Annotated in this window: 19 protein-coding genes; 13 read left to right on the top strand and 6 right to left on the bottom strand. The window is 59.1% G+C overall.

Going from position 1 to position 23525, the window contains the following annotated elements:
* Window positions 1-79: 79 nt before the first annotated feature.
* From mnmE to AC1DV9_RS10085, 5 genes are all read left to right on the top strand, one after another.
* Complete coding sequence (gene mnmE, locus AC1DV9_RS10065) at window positions 80-1390, top strand: tRNA uridine-5-carboxymethylaminomethyl(34) synthesis GTPase MnmE (protein ID WP_477947598.1); 1311 nt, start codon at window positions 80-82, stop codon at window positions 1388-1390.
* Between the two features lie 75 nt (window positions 1391-1465).
* Window positions 1466-3325 carry a tRNA uridine-5-carboxymethylaminomethyl(34) synthesis enzyme MnmG gene (gene mnmG, locus AC1DV9_RS10070; protein WP_477947599.1) on the top strand — a complete coding sequence of 620 codons (1860 nt, stop codon included), beginning with the start codon at window positions 1466-1468 and terminating at the stop codon, window positions 3323-3325.
* Between the two features lie 22 nt (window positions 3326-3347).
* Window positions 3348-3965, top strand: a complete 618-nt coding sequence (rsmG, locus tag AC1DV9_RS10075) for a 16S rRNA (guanine(527)-N(7))-methyltransferase RsmG (protein WP_112517898.1) — start codon at window positions 3348-3350, stop codon at window positions 3963-3965.
* Between the two features lie 20 nt (window positions 3966-3985).
* Window positions 3986-4780: a ParA family protein gene (locus tag AC1DV9_RS10080; protein ID WP_477947602.1), complete on the top strand. Its 795-nt coding sequence runs from the start codon at window positions 3986-3988 to the stop codon at window positions 4778-4780.
* 22 nt (window positions 4781-4802) lie between these two features.
* Complete coding sequence (locus AC1DV9_RS10085; protein WP_477947604.1) at window positions 4803-5687, top strand: ParB/RepB/Spo0J family partition protein; 885 nt, start codon at window positions 4803-4805, stop codon at window positions 5685-5687.
* Here AC1DV9_RS10085 and holA read toward each other — a convergent pair whose 3' ends face one another.
* The 3 genes from holA to leuS are packed head-to-tail and all read right to left on the bottom strand — an operon-like array spanning window position 5688 to window position 9877.
* Window positions 5688-6725, bottom strand: coding sequence for a DNA polymerase III subunit delta (gene holA / locus AC1DV9_RS10090; RefSeq protein WP_477947605.1), 1038 nt, complete (start codon window positions 6723-6725; stop codon window positions 5688-5690). It lies immediately after the preceding gene.
* Window positions 6726-6735: 10 nt separating this feature from the next.
* A complete protein-coding gene (gene lptE, locus AC1DV9_RS10095; protein ID WP_112517894.1) occupies window positions 6736-7257 on the bottom strand; it encodes an LPS assembly lipoprotein LptE in 522 nt (173 codons plus the stop codon).
* A complete protein-coding gene (gene leuS, locus AC1DV9_RS10100; RefSeq protein ID WP_477947608.1) occupies window positions 7247-9877 on the bottom strand; it encodes a leucine--tRNA ligase in 2631 nt (876 codons plus the stop codon). The genes lptE and leuS overlap by 11 nt, the downstream gene beginning before the upstream one ends.
* Before the next feature lie 201 nt (window positions 9878-10078).
* On the opposite strand from leuS, the gene AC1DV9_RS10105 reads away from it, so the two are divergent.
* The 3 genes from AC1DV9_RS10105 to AC1DV9_RS10115 all read left to right on the top strand — a co-directional run bounded on the left by AC1DV9_RS10105 (window position 10079) and on the right by AC1DV9_RS10115 (window position 13815).
* Complete coding sequence (locus tag AC1DV9_RS10105) at window positions 10079-10738, top strand: YggS family pyridoxal phosphate-dependent enzyme (protein WP_477947609.1); 660 nt, start codon at window positions 10079-10081, stop codon at window positions 10736-10738.
* An 81-nt stretch (window positions 10739-10819) separates the two neighbouring features.
* On the top strand, window positions 10820-12730 hold the full coding sequence (locus AC1DV9_RS10110; RefSeq protein WP_477947610.1) for a propionyl-CoA synthetase: 1911 nt from the start codon (window positions 10820-10822) through the stop codon (window positions 12728-12730).
* 176 nt (window positions 12731-12906) lie between these two features.
* Window positions 12907-13815 (top strand): flagellin N-terminal helical domain-containing protein, encoded by a 909-nt coding sequence (locus AC1DV9_RS10115; RefSeq protein WP_112385988.1) that lies wholly within the window; start codon window positions 12907-12909, stop codon window positions 13813-13815.
* Between the two features lie 72 nt (window positions 13816-13887).
* On the opposite strand, the gene AC1DV9_RS10120 is transcribed toward AC1DV9_RS10115, so the two are convergent.
* A complete protein-coding gene (locus tag AC1DV9_RS10120; RefSeq protein WP_112385987.1) occupies window positions 13888-14589 on the bottom strand; it encodes a DUF1013 domain-containing protein in 702 nt (233 codons plus the stop codon).
* A gap of 232 nt (window positions 14590-14821) precedes the next feature.
* Between AC1DV9_RS10120 and acs the strand changes: the two genes are divergently transcribed.
* On the top strand, window positions 14822-16777 hold the full coding sequence (gene acs, locus AC1DV9_RS10125) for an acetate--CoA ligase (protein ID WP_477947611.1): 1956 nt from the start codon (window positions 14822-14824) through the stop codon (window positions 16775-16777).
* Between the two features lie 37 nt (window positions 16778-16814).
* Here the strand turns inward: acs and AC1DV9_RS10130 are convergent, their stop codons facing one another.
* Together AC1DV9_RS10130 and AC1DV9_RS10135 are read right to left on the bottom strand one after the other, a co-directional pair.
* Window positions 16815-17135: a thermonuclease family protein gene (locus tag AC1DV9_RS10130; protein WP_477947613.1), complete on the bottom strand. Its 321-nt coding sequence runs from the start codon at window positions 17133-17135 to the stop codon at window positions 16815-16817.
* A gap of 175 nt (window positions 17136-17310) precedes the next feature.
* Window positions 17311-17532: a DUF1674 domain-containing protein gene (locus tag AC1DV9_RS10135; RefSeq protein ID WP_112385984.1), complete on the bottom strand. Its 222-nt coding sequence runs from the start codon at window positions 17530-17532 to the stop codon at window positions 17311-17313.
* A gap of 110 nt (window positions 17533-17642) precedes the next feature.
* Here AC1DV9_RS10135 and htpX point away from each other — a divergent pair, with 110 nt between their 5' ends.
* The 4 genes from htpX (at window position 17643) to purH (ending at window position 23477) form a co-directional block, all read left to right on the top strand.
* Window positions 17643-18605: a zinc metalloprotease HtpX gene (htpX, locus tag AC1DV9_RS10140; RefSeq protein ID WP_477947614.1), complete on the top strand. Its 963-nt coding sequence runs from the start codon at window positions 17643-17645 to the stop codon at window positions 18603-18605.
* Window positions 18596-19978 (top strand): RsmB/NOP family class I SAM-dependent RNA methyltransferase, encoded by a 1383-nt coding sequence (locus tag AC1DV9_RS10145; protein ID WP_477947615.1) that lies wholly within the window; start codon window positions 18596-18598, stop codon window positions 19976-19978. Before htpX ends, AC1DV9_RS10145 begins: the two co-directional genes overlap by 10 nt.
* Before the next feature lie 111 nt (window positions 19979-20089).
* Window positions 20090-21763 (top strand): heparinase II/III family protein, encoded by a 1674-nt coding sequence (locus tag AC1DV9_RS10150; protein ID WP_477947616.1) that lies wholly within the window; start codon window positions 20090-20092, stop codon window positions 21761-21763.
* Between the two features lie 97 nt (window positions 21764-21860).
* Window positions 21861-23477, top strand: a complete 1617-nt coding sequence (gene purH / locus AC1DV9_RS10155) for a bifunctional phosphoribosylaminoimidazolecarboxamide formyltransferase/IMP cyclohydrolase (RefSeq protein ID WP_477947618.1) — start codon at window positions 21861-21863, stop codon at window positions 23475-23477.
* The last annotated feature ends 48 nt before the right edge of the window (window positions 23478-23525 follow it).

Consider the following 23525-nt stretch of genomic DNA (forward strand, 5'->3'; position numbering starts at 1 on the left):
TTTAGCCGGATTCCGCTAGCAAGCCGGTCGCGAGTAGCGGCCGGCTTTGTCATTTGTAGAGAAAGAGGCAATCTAGGAAATGCCAGGAGAGACGATCTACGCGCTGTCGAGTGGCGGATTGCCGTCCGGTGTTGCGGTTATCCGCGTCAGCGGCCCTGCCACATCCGTCATCCTTGAGGATCTGATCGGCAGTGTCCCCGCTCCGAGATTAGCAAGCCTTCGAACGATTCGTGACCGGAACGGTCTACCGATCGATTCCGGGCTGACACTATTCTTCTCCTCCCCGGCCTCTTTCACCGGCGAAGACTGCGCCGAGCTTCAGGTCCACGGCGGCCGGGCCGTGGTGCAGCGTCTCCTATCAAGACTTGGCGAATTCCCGGCGACGCGCATGGCGGTCGAGGGAGAGTTTTCCCGTCGGGCCTTTGAGAATGGAAAGCTGGATCTCGTCGAAGTCGAGGGACTTGCCGATCTTATCGCGGCGGAAACCGAGATGCAGCGCCGTTTGGCCGTTGAGCACAGCTCCGGTCACCTGTCCAGTCTGTACGATTCGTGGGCGGAACGATTGACGCGGTGCCGTGCATTGATTGAAGCAGAGCTGGATTTCGCTGATGAGGATGATGTACCGGGGTCGGTCTCCGACCAGGTCTGGGCAGAAGTTGCCGTTCTCAGAGCTGCTGTTGAAACGCATCTCTCGGATGCAGCAGCCGGTGAAATCATCCGGGATGGTTTTAAGGTCGTCATTGCCGGCGCACCGAACGCTGGAAAATCGTCTCTTATGAATGCGCTGGCGCAGCGCGATCTGGCGATTGTCACGGATGTCGCAGGCACGACCCGGGACGTGCTGCAAGTCGATCTCGATATTGGCGGCTATCTTGTGAAGCTCTATGATACGGCGGGATTGAGAGAGACAGACGAGCTCGTCGAGCGCGAGGGCATTCGCCGCGCCGAGAACATGGTTGCCGAGGCCGATCTGGTGCTGTATCTGCATGACCTATCTGTTGGTGCCGCGGTTTCAACACCTGCTGATCCGCGCGTCTTGACCGTGGGGACGAAGGCAGACCTGGCGCCGGCTAGGAACGAGCTTGATCTTTCAATCTCCGTTCAGACCGGTGCGGGGCTTCAAGAGCTTCGGTCGATGATTGGCGGCCGGATTGAGCAGATGGTCCGGCCAGATACTTTCTCATTGCCGAGCAGGCTCCGCCATAAGGATTCGCTGGCGGAATGCTTGTCCGCGATTGAGCGATCTCTTCGTATGGATGGCGCTGTTGATCTCGATTTGAGGGCTGAAGAGTTGCGGATCGCGGCAAATGCCCTTGGCCGCATCACCGGCCGTGTGGATGTTGAAAACCTGCTTGACGTGATCTTCTCCGAATTTTGCATTGGGAAATGATTCACGTGAAACACCGGACGGATGTTACGTGCGTGAGTTTCACGTGAAACGTCTGAAACAAACTTGGTTTGGCTCATGAAATACGATGTCATTATCATAGGCGGCGGTCATGCCGGAACAGAGGCGGCAAGCGCCGCTGCGCGTCTGGGTGCTAAGACGGCGCTCGTCACCCATCGGCGTGATACGATCGGGGTGATGTCCTGCAACCCCGCTATCGGTGGCCTTGGAAAGGGACACCTTGTTCGAGAGGTTGACGCGCTTGACGGGCTCATGGGTCGGGTTGCTGATGCAGCCGGTATCCAGTTCCGCATGCTCAATCGCAAGAAGGGCCCAGCCGTCCGGGGCCCCCGTACACAGGCTGATCGCAAGCTTTATCGCGAAGCGATGCTGCGGGAAATCGAAGCGATTGACAGTCTCGATATCATCGAAGGCGACGCGTTCGACCTGACGACCGCGGACGGCTCCGTTACCGGTGTCATCATGAAAGATAGCCGGATTCTTTCATGTCATGCGGTTGTTCTGACGACCGGAACTTTTCTTCGGGGATTGATTCATATTGGCGATACGAAGATTCCAGCCGGCCGCGTCGGCGAGGATCCGTCTATGGGTCTGTCAGGCACGCTTCAGCGTCTTGGCATTTCGCTCGGGCGTTTGAAGACCGGAACGCCAGCGCGTCTGGATAGCCGCACCATCGATTGGGCGAGTGTCGGCCGCCAGGGAGCCGATGACGAGTTGACGCCGTTCTCGTTCATGACCGACAAAATTACCAATACACAAGTCGATTGCGGCGTAACCCGTACGACCGAGGCGACGCATCGGATCATCAGTGAGAACATTGGCAAGTCCGCGATGTATTCCGGGCAGATCGCGGGCGTCGGCCCGCGCTACTGCCCGTCAATTGAAGATAAGATCGTCAAGTTTGGTGAACGTGATGGACATCAGATCTTTCTGGAGCCTGAAGGCCTCGACGATCATACGGTCTATCCGAATGGGATTTCGACGTCTCTGCCCGCAGAGATACAGGATCAGTTTATCCGCACCATTCCAGGTCTCGAAAATGTTTCGATCCTGCAGCCGGGCTACGCCATCGAGTACGATCATGTTGATCCCCGAGAGCTGACACCGTCACTGGAAGTCAAGAAGTTGTCGGGACTCTTCTTGGCTGGACAGATCAACGGTACGACGGGTTATGAGGAGGCGGCTGCCCAAGGCTTGGTGGCGGGGCTGAATGCGGCGCGCCTCGCTGGCAGCAGCGATCCGATCTACCTCAGCCGGACCAATTCTTACATTGGCGTGATGATTGATGATCTGACATCGCGCGGTGTTGCAGAGCCTTATCGCATGTTTACATCGCGAGCGGAGTACCGGCTGTCGCTGAGAGCAGACAATGCGGACGTCCGCTTGACACCCTTGGGACAAGAAATTGGCTGCGTAGCGGCGGCGCGATCAGTTCGCTTTGACGCGTATAAGGCCGAGCTCGACGAAGCCCGTGGGCTACTTCAGTCGTTGGCGACAACACCCAACGAGGCTCTTAAAGCCGGGTTGATGCTGAATCAGGATGGCCAGCGCCGCACGGCCTATGAGCTGCTGTCCTATCCGGATCATGACATTGCGAAGCTCGCTTCGATCTGGCCGGAACTTCGGTCATTGCGCGCCAACGTGGCCGAGGCGATGGATATCGAGGCGTCATACGCGGTGTATATGAAGCGGCAAGCCGTTGATATTGCGGACATAAAGCGTGATGAAGACCGCGTGATACCGGCGGACTTCGACTATTCCGTGCTCTCAGGTCTTTCCAATGAGCTGAAGCAGAAACTGAAGCGCGCGCAGCCGTTTAATATCGCTCACGCGGCGAAAGTCGATGGTATGACGCCGGCGGCGATATCGCTCTTGCTTGTCCACCTCCGGCGAGCCGACATGGCGCGCGCTATCTGATACACGCGGAAAGAGTCCTCGAATGAACCTGAACGGTCAAAGTGTTTCACGTGAAACACAGTCTCGCCTTGAGCATTTTCTTCAGCTCTTCCAGAAGTGGGCAAAGACCATCAATCTCGTTGCACCGTCGACCTTGGCCGATGCCTGGGATCGGCATATCGTCGATAGCGCTCAGATCTTTCAATTGAGCTCCGATGCGAAAGTCTGGGTGGATCTCGGAAGTGGCGGCGGCTTTCCTGGTATCATCACGGCCATCCTCCTCGCGGAACAGAAGGACGGCTGGGTGCATCTCGTGGAGAGTAATAACAAGAAGGCGTCATTCTTGCGGCTTGCGTTGCGGGAAACAGGTGCGCGGGGTTCTGTCCATGCCGTGCGGATCGAAGATGTCTACAGCGAGGTCGGCGATTGCGATGCGATTTCCGGCCGCGCGCTTGCCGATCTCGACAAGTTGCTGGAGTTTTCGCTGCCCTGGATGCAGAAGAATGAGAAATGCCGGGCTTTCTTCCATAAAGGCCGGGATTACCAGAGCGAGATTGCGAAAGCGCATGGCCGATGGCAATTCGATCTGGTAGAACATACCAGTGTCGTCGAGCGGGATTCCATTATTCTTGAGATTTCCGAACTCCGGCGCTTGGTTTAACGATTTTGGATCATCAAACGATGGCTGGCGAACGCAACCGGATTATCACCATTGCAAACCAAAAGGGTGGCGTCGGCAAGACGACGACGGCGATCAATCTCGCTACCGCCCTCGCCGCGATCGGTGAGCGCGTCCTGATCGTCGATCTGGATCCCCAGGGAAATGCCAGCACCGGGCTTGGTATTGACCGAAAGAGCCGGCTGGTCTCGTCCTATGATCTCCTTATCGGCGAAGCCGGAGTTCGCGAAACTGCGCAGCAGACGGCAGTTCCGAACTTGTTCATTGTGCCATCGACCATGGATCTTCTTGGTATCGAGATGGAGATTGCACAGCAATCGGATCGGGTCTTTAAGCTGAAGAAGGCTCTCGCATCCGAGGAAGCTTTTGATTTCTCATATATAATTCTTGATTGCCCGCCGTCGTTCAACCTGTTGACGATGAATGCGATGGCTGCGGCACATTCGGTGCTTGTGCCGCTTCAATGCGAATTCTTTGCGCTTGAAGGTCTCAGCCAGCTATTGGAAACTGTCGATCAGGTTCGTCGCACGGTCAATCCGCGGCTCGACATTCAGGGTATCGTCCTGACAATGTTTGATGCCCGAAACAATCTGGCGCAGCAGGTTGTCAACGACGTCCGGACGCATCTGGGTGATAAGGTATACCACACGTTGATTCCGAGGAATGTTCGCGTTTCTGAGGCGCCATCTTACGGAAAGCCGGCGATCCTCTATGATCTGAAATGTGCCGGCAGCCAGGCTTATCTGCAGCTCGCGTCGGAGGTCATCCAGCGCGAACGCCAACGCCTCGCGGCGTGAATTGTAAAGCGAGTATCAGACGATGAACGACGATGTCTCAAAGCGCCGTCTGGGGCGCGGTCTTGCAGCCCTTATCGGCGAAATGGATCAGCCGTTGCCCGTCGAGGGTGAAAAGCCGAATGTCAGCGCTGACCGGTTGATTCCAATCGAATTTGTCAGCCGCAACCCGCGCAACCCGCGTCGGTTTTTCGATGATAGCGAGCTTCATGACCTTGCGAGCTCGATTCGCCAGCACGGTATCGTCCAACCGATCGTAGTTCGCACATCCACCGGAGGCCGGTTTGAGATTATAGCCGGCGAAAGACGCTGGCGCGCCGCGCAGCTTGCCGGGCTGGTGGAAATCCCGGTGTTGGTGCGCGATGTTGACGATAAGACCGCGCTGGAAATTGCGATCGTTGAAAACGTTCAACGTTCCGATCTCAATGCGCTTGAAGAAGCGCTCGGCTATGAGCAGCTGATTGCCGAATACGGATATACACAGAATGATCTTGGCGAGATCATCGGAAAGAGCCGCAGCCATGTGGCAAATTCGTTGCGGCTGTTGAAGCTGCCGGATCCCGTTCGTGATCTTCTTGCCGCAGGCAGCCTATCCGCCGGTCACGCCCGTGCACTTGTCTCGACATCAGATCCGGCTCTGCTGGCGAAGACGATCGTTGCCAAGGGCATGTCGGTGCGCGATGCCGAACGTCTTGCGCAAAACGATATCAAGGCGCAGTCCGAGCCGAAGAACACTGGTCCACGGCTTGATCAGAAGGATTCGGATACGATCGCTCTGGAGCGAACCCTCTCCGACACGCTGGGGCTTGATGTTACGATCAATCACAAGGCGTCCGGCGGCCAGATCAAGATTGCCTACAAGTCGCTTGAGCAACTGGAAGAAATATGCAGGCTGCTGGAGCGCCGTTGATCAGGCCTTTCGGCCTGATTGCAGTGTTGTAGACAGCAAGGTTTGAAGGGCAATACTGTCTTCCAGGCTTTGCCGTTTGCGTGTCTGCAGAATGGCCGCCTGCAAGCGGCCCGTCTCGCGCGCAATGGCGTCCGCCGACCAGGTCCGCAATGCTTGCTCGATAATCGGTTTGCGGCGGAAATGCAGGTGACGTCCTAGCGTTTGCATCACCTGGCCGGGTGGAAGCCGTTTCTCATCCATTTCCGCACGCATGGTGTCGAGCAGCTGAAACTGCTTTAGACATGCCTGAATGACGAGAAAGATCGCGGTCTTTGATGCTGTGATCTTCTGCATCGCATGCAGGAAAGTCGATGTGTTTCCACTTAGGATCGCATCGACGGCATCATCGACGGAGACGGCACTGGCGTCCCCGATGATCTCGTTGACGTGATGTTCTTCCACCGTCTCCATGCCGCGGCAATAAAGCGCCAGCTTGCGGACTTCGTTGCGCGAAGCGATACGATCTCCGCCAATGAGCTCAACGAGTGCCTGCCGGGCCGCCGTGGTCACGCGCAGGCCTTCTGCTGCGAGCTCGTTGTCGATCAGGGCGTTAAGGGCGCGCGCGTCGTCAGCGTAACACGGTATCGTCGCAACACTGCGCGCAGTTTCGGCGATTTTGCGAAGCAAGGCACCTTTCTTCAGGTCGCCGGCTTCGATGATGACGGAGGTTCCCTCCAGCGGCTTTTCGGAAAGCTGTTGGAGCGAGTCGACAAGATATTTCTCGTTCGCTGCGCCGCGGATCCAGATCAGTTTCTGACCGCCAAAAAGACCGATGGATCCAGCCTCGTCGATCAGACGGCCGGGATCCTTCTGCAGGTCGCCAATATCCAGTTTGATCAGCGAAAAGGGATCGTCGAGAGCGACACCCGTTTTAGCGGCGATCTGCGACGCACGTTCTGACACCAGGCCGCGATCGGGGCCGTAGATGACGAAAAGCCGGTAGATCGTGGCGGAGCGTTGAAGGAAACCTTCAAACTCGTGGGACTTGATCTCCGCCACTGCTCTCTCCTCAGCGGCCGAGTGCGGCGGCGATATCGAGACTTACGAATTCTGCGGCCTCACGCGCCGCACGGTTTTCTGCGTCGCGGACAGCACGCTGTTTTGCGAATTCCTGTCCGGGATAGTCAAGCAGGGCCGTGGCGTAACGGTTACCGGCCTTGATGACCTGCGTGTCCTTGTTTGAACGGAGCGTGTAGTCGACGCTGACTGTGACGCGCCCTGCCTGTGACGTATCCGAAGACTTCACGAGCAGGGTGTCGGTGACGCTCGAACGAACGTGGATTTCGACTTCATACTCCGGATTCTCCGCCTCGCCGGCGCCGCGACCGGCGATGAAGATCAGCCGGTTGCGCACTTCCTGTTCTACCCGCGATGTCGCCTCGGAAAAGCCCACCGACGAGAGTTTGCCTGCCACGCCCGATGATTCCGAGTAGAGCGGACGGACCTGGCAGGAGCCGAGCAAAGCTGCCGATGCAATGATGAGGCCGAGTGCGGCACGGCGGCCGAGTTTCGAAGCGAAATCAGACGACAATGTTCACAATCCTTTGTGGAACCACGATAATTTTCTTCGGCGCCTGGCCATTCAAGGCACTGATAACCGCATCGAGAGCCAGAACGGCTTCGGTTACGGCATTCTGATCCGCGTCGCGAGAAATTGTCAATTCGGCGCGCTTCTTGCCGTTGATCTGCACCGGCAAAATAACGTCGTTCTCGGTCGTCAGCGCTTCGTCATAGGCCGGCCACGCCGCCTGCGCCAGCAGGCCGGTATTACCAAGTGCTGCCCAGCATTCTTCTGCAAGATGCGGGGTCATCGGAGCAACCAGCTGCACGACGATCTGTGCGGCTTCGCGCACGGCCGATCGATACGCGGCGTCGCCTTCACCGGCGGCAACCTTGGTCAGTGGCGAGGCAATGGCATTCACCAGCTCGTAGATTCGGGCGACTGCCTTGTTGAACCACAGCTTGTCATAGTCGTTCTGGACGGCTTTCAGCGTCTTGTGAGCAGCTTGCGAGATCGCCAGTGCTTCACCTTCCTTAGCCGGATTCGCCGGTACGGCAGCAAGAATTTCAGCTGCCTCCGAAATCAGCCGCCACAGGCGCTGGGTGAAGCGGTGCGCACCTTCGACACCGGCCTCCGACCAGATTACGTCGCGCTCCGGCGGCGAATCGGACAACACGAAGAAGCGTGCAGTGTCTGCGCCGTAGGAGGCGATGATGTCATCAGGATCGACGACGTTCTTCTTCGACTTGGACATCTTCTCGATAGAGCCGATCGATACCTCTTCGCCGCCCTCAAGAAGGAAGGCGCGGCGGGTGCCATCAACCTCTTCGATCCGGATATCCGCGGGTGCTACCCATTCGCCATGAGAGCCGGTTCCGCGGCGATAGGTTTCATGCACGACCATGCCCTGCGTGAAGAGGCCCTTGAAGGGCTCCTTCACATCAACGTGGCCCGTCTCGCGCATGGCGCGGGTGAAGAAACGCGAATAGAGCAGATGCAGGATCGCGTGCTCGATGCCGCCGATATATTGATCGACCGGCAGCCAGCGATTGGCCGCTGCGGGATCGGTCGGCTGCTTTTCCCACGGCGCGGTGAAGCGTGTGAAATACCAGCTGGAATCGACGAAGGTGTCCATCGTGTCCGTTTCGCGCCGTGCATCCTTGCCGCAATGCGGGCAGGCGACGTGACGCCAGGTCGGATGCCGGTCGAGCGGGTTGCCGGGCTGGTCGAAGGTCACATCAGACGGCAGCTGAACCGGCAGATCCTTCTTCGGCACCGGCACGACGCCGCAGTCTTCGCAATGGATGACCGGGATCGGGCAGCCCCAGTAGCGCTGGCGTGAGATCCCCCAGTCGCGAAGGCGGAAATTGACCTTTCGCTCGCCTTGCGCTGCGCCGCCGATCTGCGTCGAAGACAGCTTTTCCGCCACGATATCGAAGGCTTCGGTCGTGGACTTGCCGTCGAGGAAGCGGGAGTTAATCATCACGCCGTCGCCGTCATATGCGACATCGCCGACCGTGAAGCTGGAAGCGTCACCGTCCTTGGGCATGACGACGGGCACGACCGAGAGGCCGTACTTGCGCGCAAAATCGAGGTCGCGCTGGTCGCCGGAAGGGCAGCCGAAGATGGCGCCGGTGCCGTAGTCCATCAACACGAAGTTTGCGACGTACACAGGCAATTCCCAGGACGCATCCAGCGGATGGCGGACGCGTATTCCGGTGTCGATGCCCTTCTTCTCGGCAGTCTCCAGTGCTGCGAGAGACGTGCCGGCGCGGCGGCATTCCTCGCAGAAAGCGTCGATATCAGCATTCTTTGCTGCCGCTTCCTTCGCCAACGGATGGTCGGCGGCAATCGCCAGGAAAGATGCGCCGAAGAGGGTATCCGGGCGCGTAGTATAAACAGTGACCTCGGATTCACCGGCCGGTGCGGTCTCGGGCACGATTTCCCAACGGATCGTCAGGCCTTCCGACCGGCCGATCCAGTTTTTCTGCATCAGACGGACCTTCTCCGGCCACTGATCCAGCGTATCGAGCGCGTCCAGCAGGTCCTGGCTGAAGTCGGTGATCTTGAAGAACCATTGTGTCAGTTCGCGCTGCTCGACGAGCGCACCAGAGCGCCAGCCGCGGCCGTCGATGACCTGCTCGTTTGCCAGAACGGTATTATCGACCGGATCCCAGTTGACCTTGGACTGCTTGCGGTAAACCAGACCCTTTTCGAGGAAGTCCACGAAGAGATGCTGCTGATGCTGATAGTATTCGACGTCGCAGGTCGCGAATTCGCGGCTCCAATCCAGCGACAGGCCCATGGCCTTCAGCTGCGCCTTCATCGAACCGATGTTCTGATAGGTCCAGGATGCAGGATGAACGCCACGTTCCATGGCGGCATTTTCGGCAGGCATGCCGAATGCGTCCCAGCCCATCGGGTGCAGAACGTTGTATCCACGGGCGCGCTTGTAGCGGGCAACCACGTCGCCCATGGCATAATTGCGAACGTGGCCCATGTGGATGCGGCCCGATGGATAGGGAAACATTTCGAGGACGTAGTATTTCTCGCGCGGATCGGCATTATCGGTCTCGAAGACCTTTGCCTCGTTCCATTTTTGCTGCCAGCGAGGCTCGGCGTCGCGCGGATTATAACGTTCGGTAGCCATAGTATTCAAATTTCCGGAAAATCAGGGGAAGTTGGTGGTGACCTTCACCACGAAACCACCGTAGCGTCAAGTTTTGAGGGTACAGCAAGTGTCCGGCAAAGCGCCGGAAAAGGTGTTTTCGGCCGGGTGGGTCTTGGCAATCACGCATGCCGCAGTTAGTGCATTGCCAGTATTCTCACAGCATCATGTCGGAGATCGGCGATGGAACTTCAAGAGCGCCTGAACGAGGTGCGTTCGCGCATTGCGGAAGCAGCGAAGCAGTCGAAGCGTCCTGATGGTGCGGTGCAGCTCGTTGCCGTCTCGAAAACCTTCGACGCGGAGGCGATCCGGCCGGCGATTGCGGCCGGCCAACGGGTCTTCGGTGAAAACCGCGTGCAGGAAAGCCAAGGCAAATGGCCGGAGCTGAGGAGCGAAACGGCGGGACTCGAGCTCCACCTGATCGGTCCGTTGCAATCCAACAAGGCTGACGATGCCGTTGCGCTGTTCGATGTCATCGAGACTGTCGATCGGGAAAAGATCGCCCGCGCACTCGCCGATGCGATGAAGCGGCAGGGCAAGACGGTTCGCCTCTATGTCCAGGTCAATACCGGACTTGAGCCGCAAAAGGCCGGGATTGCGCCTGATGACACTGCGGCTTTTGTCGATCTCTGCCGTGGCGAACTTGGGCTCGCCATTGAGGGGTTGATGTGCATTCCGCCGGCGGAAGAAAATCCGGGTCCGCATTTTGCCCTCCTCGCCAAGCTTGCAAAGACCTGCGGCCTTGAGAAGTTGTCGATGGGCATGTCCGGCGATTACGAGACGGCTGTCGCTTTCGGAGCAACCAGCGTTCGGGTCGGTTCGGCGATCTTCGGTACGCGATAGAACCGCCTTTCGTCGGGCTTCCTGTTCCTCTCTCCCTCCCCTAGATTGGCGTCATCGCTTGCATATCCTGGGGAGGAGCAGATGCAGAGCCTGTATCACCATGTCTATACCGGCTGGAAAGACAGTCCTGAACGCTTCTGGCGGGATGCTGCCCAGGCGATCGACTGGTTCGTTGAGCCGAAGCAGATTTTCGCTCCAGAAGACGGGGTCTATGGCCGCTGGTTTGTGGGCGGTGAGACCAATACCTGCTTCAATTGCCTCGACAGGCACGTAGAGGCAGGCCGGGGAAACGAGACGGCCGTCATTTTCGACAGCGCGATGAACGGCGCCAAGGCACGCTACACATTTGCCCAGGTGCTTGAAGAGGTACAGGCGATTGCTGCGACGCTGCGCGATCTCGGCATCGCCAAGGGTGATCGGGTGATCCTCTATATGCCGATGGTGCCGGAGGCGATCTTCTCGATGCTTGCCTGCGCCCGTCTCGGCGCCGTGCATTCGGTGGTCTTTGGCGGTTTTGCTGCAAACGAACTCGCATCCCGAATCGATGATTGCGGTGCCAAGCTGGTGATTACCGCGAGCTGCGGCCTCGAGCCGGGCCGAGTCGTCGCCTATAAACCGCTCGTCGATCAGGCTCTCGCAGTATGCAAGGCGAAGCCGGAGCATTGCCTGGTGTTGCAACGGCGTGAGCTTACTGCAGAATTGCTGCATGGGCGCGACCTTGATTTCGAGGTGGCGGTCGGTCAACGACGCGGGACTGCAGTTGAATGCACGCCGGTGCTGGCAACTGATCCGCTGTACATTCTCTATACATCGGGAACGACAGGACAGCCGAAGGGAGTCGTCCGCGATAATGGCGGGCACATGGTTGCCTTGCACTGGTCGATGGTGAACATCTACGGGCTGAAGCCCGGTGAGGTGTTCTGGACGGCATCGGATATCGGCTGGGTCGTCGGGCACTCCTATATCGTCTATGCACCGCTGCTCTCAGGTGTCACGACTGTGATCTACGAGGGTAAACCCGTCGGCACGCCGGATGCGGGCGCTTTCTGGCGGGTCGTCTCCGATTACGATGTCCGCGTCCTCTTCACTGCCCCAACCGCTTTCCGGGCAATCCGCCGGGAAGACCCTGATGGCCAGTTTGCCGGCCGCTATCCGAGATCGAAGTTCCGGGCGCTTTTCCTTGCCGGGGAGCGGGCCGATCCGGAAACTCTGAAATGGGCAGAGCTAACACTCGGTGTGCCGGTCATCGATCACTGGTGGCAAACCGAGACCGGATGGCCGATTGCGGCCAATCCCCTGGGGCTCGGCAAACTGCCGGTGAAGCACGGGTCACCATCTGTGCCGATGCCCGGATATGATGTCCGCGTCCTTGATGACGCAGGGCATCCGGTTGCGGCGGGCACACTCGGCAACATTGCCATCAAGCTGCCACTGCCGCCGGGTTGCCTTCCAACGCTATGGCAGGCGGACTCGAGATTTCGAGTTGCCTATCTCGATGAGTTCCCGGGTCACTACAAGACGGCCGACGCCGGCTATATCGATGAGGACGGCTATCTGTTCATCATGGCCCGGACCGATGACATCATCAACTGCGCCGGGCATCGTCTGTCGACCGGGGCAATGGAAGAGATCTGTGCCAAGCATCCGGATGTCGCGGAATGCGCCGTCGTCGGCATTTCTGATTCGCTGAAGGGTCAGGTGCCCTGCGGGTTTCTTGTTCTGAAGAAAGGTGTGCTGCGCGAATCACCGGAGATCGAATCGGAAATCGTTAAGATGATTCGCGACGAGATAGGTCCGGTTGCTGCCTTCAAGACAGCGATTACTGTCGAAAGGTTACCGAAAACGCGCTCCGGAAAGATCTTACGCGGGACGATGCAGAAGATCGCAGACGGCATACCGTGGAAAATGCCTGCAACAATTGACGATCCGGCCATTCTGGACGAGGTCGCAGAAGCCCTGCGGCGCAAGGGGTTAGGTTTCCCGGTTATATAGAAAATTTCCTATTCGGTAACAATCATTGACGAGTTATGACCGTCGTTGACGAGTTGTTAACCATGTTCTCATTAGCTTCCACTCAACGGACACCTGATGCAGGTGAAGCATGAAGCACCGCCCCAGCCGGCAATTGCCGGAATGCTCCTTCATTTTCAAGAGAAGTGGAAAAAGCGATGTCAAGCATCCTGACAAACACGGCTGCAATGTCAGCCCTTCAGACGCTGCGTAACGTAAACCAGAGTCTCCAGACCACTCAGGCGCATGTCTCCTCCGGTCTGCGTGTCGCCAAGGCCGCTGACAACGCGGCATACTGGTCGATTGCCACGACCATGAAATCCGACAACAAGGCTCTCTCGGCCGTTTCCGACGCGCTGGGTCTTGGCGCGGCAAAGGTCGATACGGCCTATTCCGCCATGGACAGCGCGATCGACGTCGTCAGCGAAATCAAGGCGAAGATCGTCGCCGCGACTGAAAAGGGCGTCGACAAATCGAAGATCCAGGAAGAAATCACCCAGTTGCAGGCGCAGCTGAAGAGCATCTCCGAATCTGCTTCCTTCTCGGGCGAGAACTGGGTTGCCGGCGATGGCACAAAGAGCGTCGTCTCGACCTTCGTTCGCGACGGCTCGAATGGCATTTCGGTCAAGATGACCGATTACGTTCTCGATAGCGGTTCGATGGGCAACGTGCTGTTCGGCACCTCCACCGGCGGCATCATCGATACTTCGACGGGCATCCTCGGCACGTCCAACGGCTCGGTCGGTTCGGTATACGCGATGGACATCAGCAAACTGTCTTCCGACGATATTGCGCTCGCACTGAACAATGTCGAAAACGCACTCAAGGCGATGACCAGCGCCGGCTCGCAGTTGGGTTCGATTTCGACGCGTATTCAACTGCAGGAGAATTTCGTCTCAACGCTCAGCGACTCGATCGAATCGGGTGTTGGGCGACTTGTCGATGCGAACATGGAAGAGGAATCGTCGAAATTGACGGCGCTGCAAACGCAGCAGCAGCTCGCCATCCAGTCGCTGTCGATCGCCAACTCCGCTTCGCAGAACATCCTTTCGCTCTTCCGCAGCTAAGCCCGGAAAAGCGGCAAACAAAAAACCCGCCGGAGCGATCCGGCGGGTTTTTGCATTTGCGAGAAGCGGCGATCAGAAACGATCGTCTTCGTCCTCATCGTTTGTCGTGGACTTCAGCGACTTCAGCTTGGCGAAGACGGCATCGGCATCGATTTCAGGCTCTTCTTCGCGCTCGAAGCTCGGCGTCAGACGCTCAGTTTCCTGGGCAGACTGCAGGGTCGCGCCAAGTTCAGCGGCGGTCGGCAGCGGACGGCCCTTCGATGCCTTTTCGACTTCCATGTCGAGGTCGATCTGGCTGCAGAGGCCGAGCGTAACCGGGTCCATCGGCGTCAAGTTCGCTGCATTCCAGTGGGTGCGTTCGCGGATCTGCTCGATCGTCGACTTGGTGGTGCCGACGAGGCGCGAAATCTGGGCGTCCTTCAGTTCCGGATGATTGCGAACCAGCCAGAGAATGGCGTTCGGGCGATCCTGGCGCTTGGAGACCGGCGTATAGCGCGGACCGCGACGCTTGGATTCCGGCACGCGAACCTTCGGCTCCGAAAGCTTCAGCTTGTGGTTCGGGTTAGCTTCGGCGCGCGCTATTTCGTCGCGGGAAAGCTGGCCGGTCGAGATAGGATCCAGGCCCTTGATGCCTTGTGCGGCTTCACCGTCGGCAATTGCCTTCACTTCCAGCGGGTGAAGCTTGCAGAACTGTGCGATCTGGTCGAAAGACAGCGCCGTGTTGTCAACCAGCCAGATGGCGGTCGCTTTCGGCATAAGCAGTTGTTGAGCCATGGATATAGTCCTTCTGTCGTCCGCGCCGGTGTCGCGGTCCGTGGATTGTCACCACAATTTCCGGGAAATATGGGCGGTATATAACCGGAGTGACACAGAATTGCAATTGATGTGGATTGAAATGACCTTTGTCTAATTGCCGGGCCGTTTTGACCTGCTATGAATGCCCTGAATTGAGTCCCGGGCGCCGCTTGAAGCGGCGAAACCGGTGCCCGTGTGAGGAGGAGTTTCCATGTCGGAAAAGATCTATCCGGTTAGCAAACCGGTGAAGAGCCATGCCCTGATCGACAAGGCGAAATACGAAAAGTGGTACGAAGAGAGTGTCGAGAACCCTGACAAATTCTGGGGCAAGCATGGCAAGCGGATCGACTGGTTCAAGCCTTATACCAAGGTCAAGAACACCTCATTCACCGGCAAGGTTTCGATCAAGTGGTTCGAAGACGGACAGACCAACGTCTCCTATAACTGTATCGACCGCCACCTGAAGACACATGGCAACCAGACTGCCATCATCTTCGAAGGCGACAATCCCTATGTCGACAAGAAGATCACCTATAACGAGCTCTACGAGCATGTCTGCCGTTTGGCGAATGTGCTGAAGAAGCACGGCGTCAAGAAGGGCGATCGCGTTACCATCTACATGCCGATGATCCCGGAAGCGGCTTACGCGATGCTCGCCTGTTCGCGCATCGGTGCCGTGCATTCGGTCGTCTTCGGCGGCTTCTCGCCGGAAGCGCTGGCCGGCCGCATCGTCGACTGCGAATCGACTTTCGTCATCACCTGTGACGAGGGCGTGCGTGGTGGAAAGCCGGTGCCGCTCAAGGAAAACACCGATACGGCGATCCATATCGCAGCCAAGCAGCACGTCATCGTCGACAAGGTTCTCGTCGTTCGCCGCACCGGCGGCAAGACCGGCTGGGCGCCGGGTCGTGACCTCTGGTACCACCAGGAAGTCGCGACCGTGAAGGCGGAATGCCCGCCGGTGAAGATGAAGGCGGAAGACCCGCTGTTCATCCTCTATACGTCGGGTTCGACGGGCAAGCCGAAGGGCGTGCTGCACACGACTGGCGGCTATCTCGTCTATGCGTCGATGACGCATGAATATGTCTTCGACTATCACCCGGGCGATATCTACTGGTGCACGGCCGATGTCGGATGGGTTACCGGCCACTCCTATATCGTCTACGGCCCGCTTGCGAACTGCGCGACGACGCTGATGTTCGAGGGCGTACCGAATTTCCCGGATCAGGGCCGTTTCTGGGAAGTCATCGACAAGCACAAGGTCAACATCTTCTATACGGCACCGACGGCGATCCGCTCGCTGATGGGCGCGGGCGACGAGTTCGTGACGCGCTCGTCGCGCTCGTCGCTGCGGCTGCTCGGTACGGTCGGCGAGCCGATCAATCCCGAAGCCTGGGAATGGTACTACAATGTCGTCGGCGACAAGCGCTGCCCCGTCATCGATACCTGGTGGCAGACGGAAACCGGCGGCCACATGATTACGCCGCTGCCGGGCGCGACAGACCTCAAGCCGGGTTCGGCAACGGTGCCGTTCTTCGGCGTCAAGCCGCAGCTGGTCGACAATGAAGGCAAGGTTCTCGAAGGTGCGGCTGATGGTAATCTCTGCATCACCGATAGCTGGCCGGGCCAGATGCGCACCGTCTATGGCGACCACGAGCGCTTCATCCAGACCTACTTCTCGACCTACAAGGGCAAGTATTTCACCGGTGACGGTTGCCGCCGTGATGAGGACGGCTACTACTGGATCACCGGACGCGTCGATGACGTGCTGAACGTCTCCGGTCACCGCCTCGGCACCGCGGAAGTGGAATCGGCTCTCGTCTCGCACAGTCTCGTCTCGGAAGCAGCCGTTGTCGGCTATCCCCATCCGATCAAGGGCCAGGGCATCTATTGCTATGTGACGCTGATGGCCGGCCATGAGGGTACCGACGAGCTGCGTCAGCAGCTGGTCAAGCATGTCCGCACCGAAATCGGCCCGATCGCCTCGCCGGACAAGATCCAGTTTGCACCCGGCCTGCCGAAGACCCGTTCCGGCAAGATCATGCGCCGCATTCTGCGCAAGATCGCCGAGGATGATTTCGGCGCATTGGGCGATACCTCGACGCTGGCCGATCCGGCTGTCGTCGACGATCTCATCGCTAACCGGCAGAACAAGGCAAGCGCCTGATGTTTCAAAGCCGCTCCGCTCATACGGGGCGGCTTTTTCAATCGTTGCTGGCGCAGTCAATACGCGGCTTATGCCCGCCATCGTATCCAGTGGCCAAACCGCCTGCCATCATTTCGTGAGCCGGATTCCGCCCATCTTCGAACAGGATATCGGCGACGATCCGGCCGAAATATTTATCGCCGCTGATATTGGTCAGAAGCACATGCCGTGAAGCGGCTGTCATCGCATCCAGTGCAACACGTGCTTCTTCCGCCGCACGCCGGACGGCCGGGCATTTCGACTTGATTTCCGGTGTGTCGATCCCGCGGATGCGAACATAAACCTCGACCCGCTGTTGCGGCCATGGCGTCGCTTCCACCAGTATCGTATCGCCGTCGATGACCCTGATGATCTCGGCCGCGACAGGACCGGCAACCTTTTCGCCGCCCGCGACTGAAGCCGGGATCAGGCATATGCCAAAAATAATCGGGGATCAGCTTCCTCATGCAAGGAATAAATTCCGATTTTCTGACGTAGTCAATAGGAATATTTACTTAGAAATCGATGGCGCGGCCGTTGATCTCGTAATCGCCGAAGCGTGCAGGCTCGGCGCCGCCGCGGCCGCCGATTTCCGGCGGCAATTCCAGCGGTGCGGCGTTGCGCCGGCGTTCCTCGGCTTCGGCAAGTGCCCGCTTGGCGGCAGGTGACAATACCTTGCGTGGCGCGGTGCTGTCCGCGGCTTGGCTTTCGGTATTGTCGTTGTCGGCTGACTGCATGGCGCTCTCCTGCCGGAAAACATTGAAAATGGCGGGCGAATAACCAAATCATAGTGCGCCGGGGCGCCGATTGGAACCCTCAATACCGGTCATAGGAGACGGAGACCTCGATGAACCTCGTTCGTACTGCCATGTTGCTTGCCTTCATGACGGCCCTGTTCATGTTTGTCGGATTTCTGATCGGCGGCCGTGGCGGCATGATGATCGCCTTCCTGCTCGCTGCCGGAATGAACTTCTTCTCCTACTGGAATTCGGGAAACATGGTGCTGTCGGCCTATCGCGCCCAGGAGGTCGATGAGCGGAATGCACCCGAATTCTACGGCATTGTTCGCGATCTGTCGCAGAGGGCCGGTCTGCCGATGCCGAAAGTCTATCTCTACGACAACCCGCAGCCGAATGCCTTCGCGACCGGACGCAATCCCGAGAACGCAGCCGTCGCGGCCTCGACCGGACTTCTCCAGGTTTTGTCGCCGGAGGAGGTCGCCGGTGTCATGGCGCATGAGCTTGCCCACGTCCAAAACCGCGACACGCTGACGATGACGATCACTGCGACGCTCGCCGGTGCGATCTCGATGCTTGGCAACTTTGCCTTCTTCTTCGGCGGCAATCGCGAGAACAACAATAATCCGCTCGGCTTCATCGGCGTCTTGGCCGCCATGATTGTCGCGCCGCTGGCGGCGATGCTGGTGCAGATGGCGATCAGCCGGACGCGCGAATATTCGGCGGACCGGCGTGGTGCGGAGATCTGCGGCAATCCGCTTTGGCTTGCTTCCGCTCTCGGCAAGATTGCCCGCGGTGCGGCGCAGGTTACGAACTACGATGCCGAGCGCAATCCGGCGACCGCGCATATGTTCATCATCAATCCGCTCTCCGGCGAGCGTATGGACAATCTATTCTCGACCCATCCGAATACGGAGAACCGGATTGCGGCGCTACGGGAAATGGCGGCTGGTGGCATGAATATCTCGACGCCACCCGTGCGGACTGCTAATCCGTCGCGGAAATCGCGTTCGGTTCCGGATACCGGTGTTGGCCGCGGTGGTTCGCAACCGCCAAAAGGTCCGTGGTCTTGAATTCAAACGGCAAGAAGCCCTTCAAAAACCGCAGCAGCCAATCGGAACGTGCCCCCGCCAAGCCCGGCCTGCAGGCGCGGTCGGCCGCGGTCAAGATTCTGGCGGCCGTCGTCGACAAGAAGCTGCCGCTCGATGGCGCGCTCGACCATGAGAACGGCAATCCTGCCTACAAGGCGCTGGGTGAAAACGACCGCGCGCTGGTTCGTGCCATTCTGAACAGCGCGCTGAGGCACATGCCGCGGATCGATGCGGCCATCGCTTCGCTTCTCGATACCCCGCTTCCGGAAGGCGCCCGGGCGCTGCATCACGTTCTTGCCGTCGGCGCGGCGCAGATCCTCTATCTCGACGTGCCCGACCATTCGGCGGTCGATCTCGCCGTCGAGCAGGCGAACGGTGATCCCCGCAACCGCCGTTTCGCCAAGCTGGTCAACGCCATTCTCCGCCGTATCGGCCGTGAGAAGGAGGAAATTCTCGCCTCCGTCGCCGATGTCCCGGCAATGCCCGACTGGTTCCTGGCGCGGCTCAAGAAGGCCTATGGCAAGGATGCGGCGCTGGCGATCTCGGAATCGCAGCTGGAACCTGCCGCAATCGATCTGACCGTCAAATCGGATGCTGTGGGCTGGGCGGCGCGGCTGAACGGCGCGGTGCTGCCGACGGGCGGCGTTCGTCTCGCGGCCTTCGATGGCAGCATTCCGTCTCTGGAAGGCTTCGAGGATGGTGAATGGTGGGTGCAGGACGCTGCCGCCAGCATCCCGGCAAAGCTGTTCGGTGATCTGACAGGCAAGCGCGTTGCCGATCTCTGCGCTGCTCCCGGCGGCAAGACGGCCCAGCTTATTCTCGCGGGTGGCAATGTGACAGCCATCGACCAATCGGAGAGCCGGCTGAAGCGTCTGCGCTCCAATCTCGCGCGCCTGGGGCTGCAGGCTGAGACCCTTGCGACCGACTTGACCAAATTCCAGCCGGACGAGGGTTTCGACGCGATCCTGCTTGATGCGCCCTGCTCCTCGACCGGTACGACGCGTCGCCACCCCGATGTGCTTTGGACGAAGGGCCCCGAAGAAATCAGCAAGCTTGCCGGTGTTCAGGAGCGGTTGCTGCGGCACGCGCTGACGCTGTTGAAGCCCAATGGCGTCATCGTGTTTTCGAATTGCTCGCTCGACCCTGCCGAGGGCGAAGATGTCGTAGCGCGCGTTCTTGCCGATGTGCCCGCTGTTGCAAGGGTGCCGATCGATCCGGCGGCGTGGCCGGGTCTCGAACAGGCGATCAGTCCGGTTGGCGATTTCAGAACCACGCCGGTGATGCTGCCGATGTCCGATGGTATCGCGTCCGGCCTCGACGGCTTCTACGCCGCGATGTTGCGACGTGTTGCCTGATTGCAAGACGGCTTCTTATATTTCATCCTTGTCACAAATTAATGCAGCCTTACCGGTGAAAGCTGCTCTCGTTCACCTATTCTTAATAACGAGGGTCAATAGAAAATAAATATGCAATCCGGCGGGCGTTTTTCGACTTTGTATGTTCGGGAGGCTTGGCGGCGCTTGTCGCGCCGCGCCGCCTTGGTGCGACTGCGCCTCTTTCGCCATACCATTCAGGCGCCCGAACGCCTGATTGTCGCGCCGACAGATTTGCGGGCAATCGATTCCCACGTCGCCGACGAGATCATGAACGGGCGGTTTCCGCTCGCAAGCCGCCTTCTTGAGACCAACGGCAAGTCTCCCTTTACTTTTACGTTGCCGTCACGGGCCTTTGCTAACCGGCTGCATGGTTTCGGATGGCTGCGCCATATGAGGGCCTATAAGAGCGAGCGCGCGTCGCTGATTGCCCGCTCGATCGTCGACAGCTGGCTCTCGCTTCATTCCGGCCGGATCGAAGGCGTTGCCTGGGAAATCGACGTGACGGCGCAGCGCGTCATCGCCTGGCTCTCGCATTCACCCGTCGTCTTGCAGAATGCCGACCGAGGTTTCTATCGCCGGTTCATGCGTTCACTGGCTTTCCAGGTGCGTTTCCTGCGGCGGATGGCGCCTTATGCGCCGGCGGGTGAGGTTCTGTTCCGGTTGCGGATCGCCCTTGCGATGGCGTCGATCGCCATGCCGACGCGGGCAGGCGCGCTGCGGAAGGCCGCACAGGCGCTCGATAACGAGTTCGATCTGCAGATCCTTTCTGACGGCGGCCACATATCGCGCAATCCGCGCGCCGGTCTTGAGCTGCTGCTGGACCTGCTGCCGCTGCGTCAGACCTATGTCAATCTTGGTCACGATCTGCCGCAGAAGCTGATTTCAGGCATCGATCGGATGTATCCGGCGCTTCGCTTCTTCCGACATCAGGATGGAGATCTGGCGCTCTTCAATGGTGCAACGTCAACGCTCGCCAACGAGCTGATGTCCGTACTGCGCTACGATGAGACGGCGGGCCAGCCGTTCAAGGCAATGCCGCATTCCCGGTATCAGCGGCTTGCTGCGGGAAAGACGGTCGTCATCGCCGATACCGGACCGCCGCCAACCGGCGAGCTGTCGCGCACGGCGCATGCCGGATGCCTTTCGTTCGAAATGTCGTCGGGACGATATCGTTTCATTGTCAATTCCGGGTCTCCGAAATTCGCAGGCCGCCGTTACGTGCAGATGGCGCGCACCACCGCCACGCATTCGACGGTGACGCTCAACGATACCTCCTCCAGCCGCTTCTCGACGTCGGAGTTTCTCGGCCACCGGATGACGGAAACCGTAAAGAACGTTACTGTCGAGCGGGCGGAAACCGAGGACGGACGTGACGGGCTGAAGATGAGCCACGATGGCTATCTTCGTGGCTTCGGGGTTCTGCATGAGCGCGAAATCTCGATGAACGCCACAGGCGCGATCGTTACCGGCCGCGACCGCCTTGTGCTGCCTGACGGGCGCGTCAGCGACGATCCGTTGAAGGCCGCAGTCAGGTTTCATGTCCATCCGGCAATCAATCTGAAGCAGAATGATCGCGAGTCCGTTCTGATGACCGCGCCGGATGGCGAAAGCTGGCTCTTCTCGTCGCCGGGCAATGAAGTGCTGATTTCGGAAGATATCTTCTTTGCCGACGCTTCCGGCATCTGCGGCTCCGACCAGATCGAAATCGATTTCGATTTTGCCGAAAAGCCGGAAATTCGCTGGTTTCTGTCCCGTAAGAGCTAGTCGGCATTTACGCGGCGGCAGCGCTCGTGCTAACGCGGCGCCATATTCCTAAACGTCCCTTGCCGGATGTCTCCCGAAGCCCGAACGGAGAAGGTTCATGGCCGTCATTTCCAAGAAGATCCCCGCCCCCGACAAGGTCAAGGTCAAGACCGCGCTGCTATCCGTCTCCGACAAGACGGGTATCGTCGAGCTTGCCAAGGCGCTGTCCGATCAAGGTGTTCGCCTGCTTTCCACCGGCGGCACGCACAAGGCTATCGCCGCGGCGGGCCTTGCTGTGACCGACGTTTCCGAAGTTACCGGTTTTCCGGAAATCATGGACGGCCGCGTCAAGACGTTGCATCCGACGGTTCACGGCGGCCTGCTGGCGATCCGCGACGATGCCGAGCATCAAGACGCGATGAAAAAGCATGGCATCGAAGGTATCGATCTCGCAGTCATCAACCTCTATCCGTTCGAGGAAGTGCGCGCTGCCGGCGGCGACTATCCGACGACGGTCGAGAATATCGATATCGGCGGTCCGGCGATGATCCGCGCCTCGGCCAAGAACCACGCCTATGTTGTGATCCTGACCGACCCGGCCGACTACCCGGAGCTGCTGGAGCAGCTCTCAGCCGATGCCGGTCAGACGGCTTATGCGTTCCGCCAGCGGATGGCCGCCAAGGCCTATGCGCGTACTGCGGCCTACGACGCGATGATCTCGAACTGGTTCGCGGAGGCTCTCTCGATCGATACGCCGCGCCATCGCGTGATCGGCGGCGTGCTGAAGGAAGAGATGCGCTACGGCGAGAACCCGCATCAGAAGGCCGCTTTCTACGTCACCGGCGAACAGCGCCCGGGCGTTTCGACGGCAGCGCTGATCCAGGGCAAGCAGCTCTCCTACAACAATATCAACGATACCGATGCAGCCTATGAGCTCGTTTCCGAGTTCTTGCCGGAGAAGTCTCCCGCCTGCGCCATCATCAAGCATGCCAATCCCTGCGGCGTCGCCACGGGGTCAAGCCTCGTCGAGGCCTATAGCCGGGCGCTTGCCTGCGATTCTGTCTCGGCCTTCGGCGGCATCATCGCGCTGAACCAGACGCTGGATGCCGCGACGGCGGAAGAGATCATCAAGCTCTTCACCGAAGTCATCATCGCGCCTGATGTGACCGATGAGGCCAAGGCGATCGTCGCCCGCAAGCCGAACCTGCGCCTGCTTTCGGCCGGCGGATTGCCCGATCCGCGTGTTGCCGGGCTCACGGCGAAGACCGTTTCCGGCGGTCTTCTCGTCCAGAGCCGCGACAATGGCATGGTCGAGGATCTCGAGTTGAAGGTGGTCACCAAGCGTGCGCCGACGGCTCAGGAGCTCGAGGATATGAAGTTTGCCTTCAAGGTCGGCAAGCATGTGAAATCGAATGCCGTCGTCTATGCCAAGAACGGCCAGACCGCGGGTATCGGTGCTGGCCAGATGAGCCGCGTCGATTCCGCTCGTATCGCGGCGCTGAAGGCTGAAGAGGCCGCCAAGGCGCTCGGTCTTCCTGTTCCGATGACGCATGGCTCTGCAGTTGCCTCGGAGGCTTTCCTTCCCTTTGCAGACGGCCTGCTATCGATGATTGCGGCAGGTGCAACCGCGGTGATTCAGCCCGGCGGTTCTATGCGTGACCAGGAGGTCATCGACGCCGCAAACGAGCACAATGTCGCGATGGTGTTTACCGGCATGCGGCACTTCCGCCACTGAGACCGGTTATCTGATTTGAAAACCCCGGCGCAAGCCGGGGTTTTTTCG

The organism is Rhizobium sp. 01L410 (assembly GCF_056400165.1).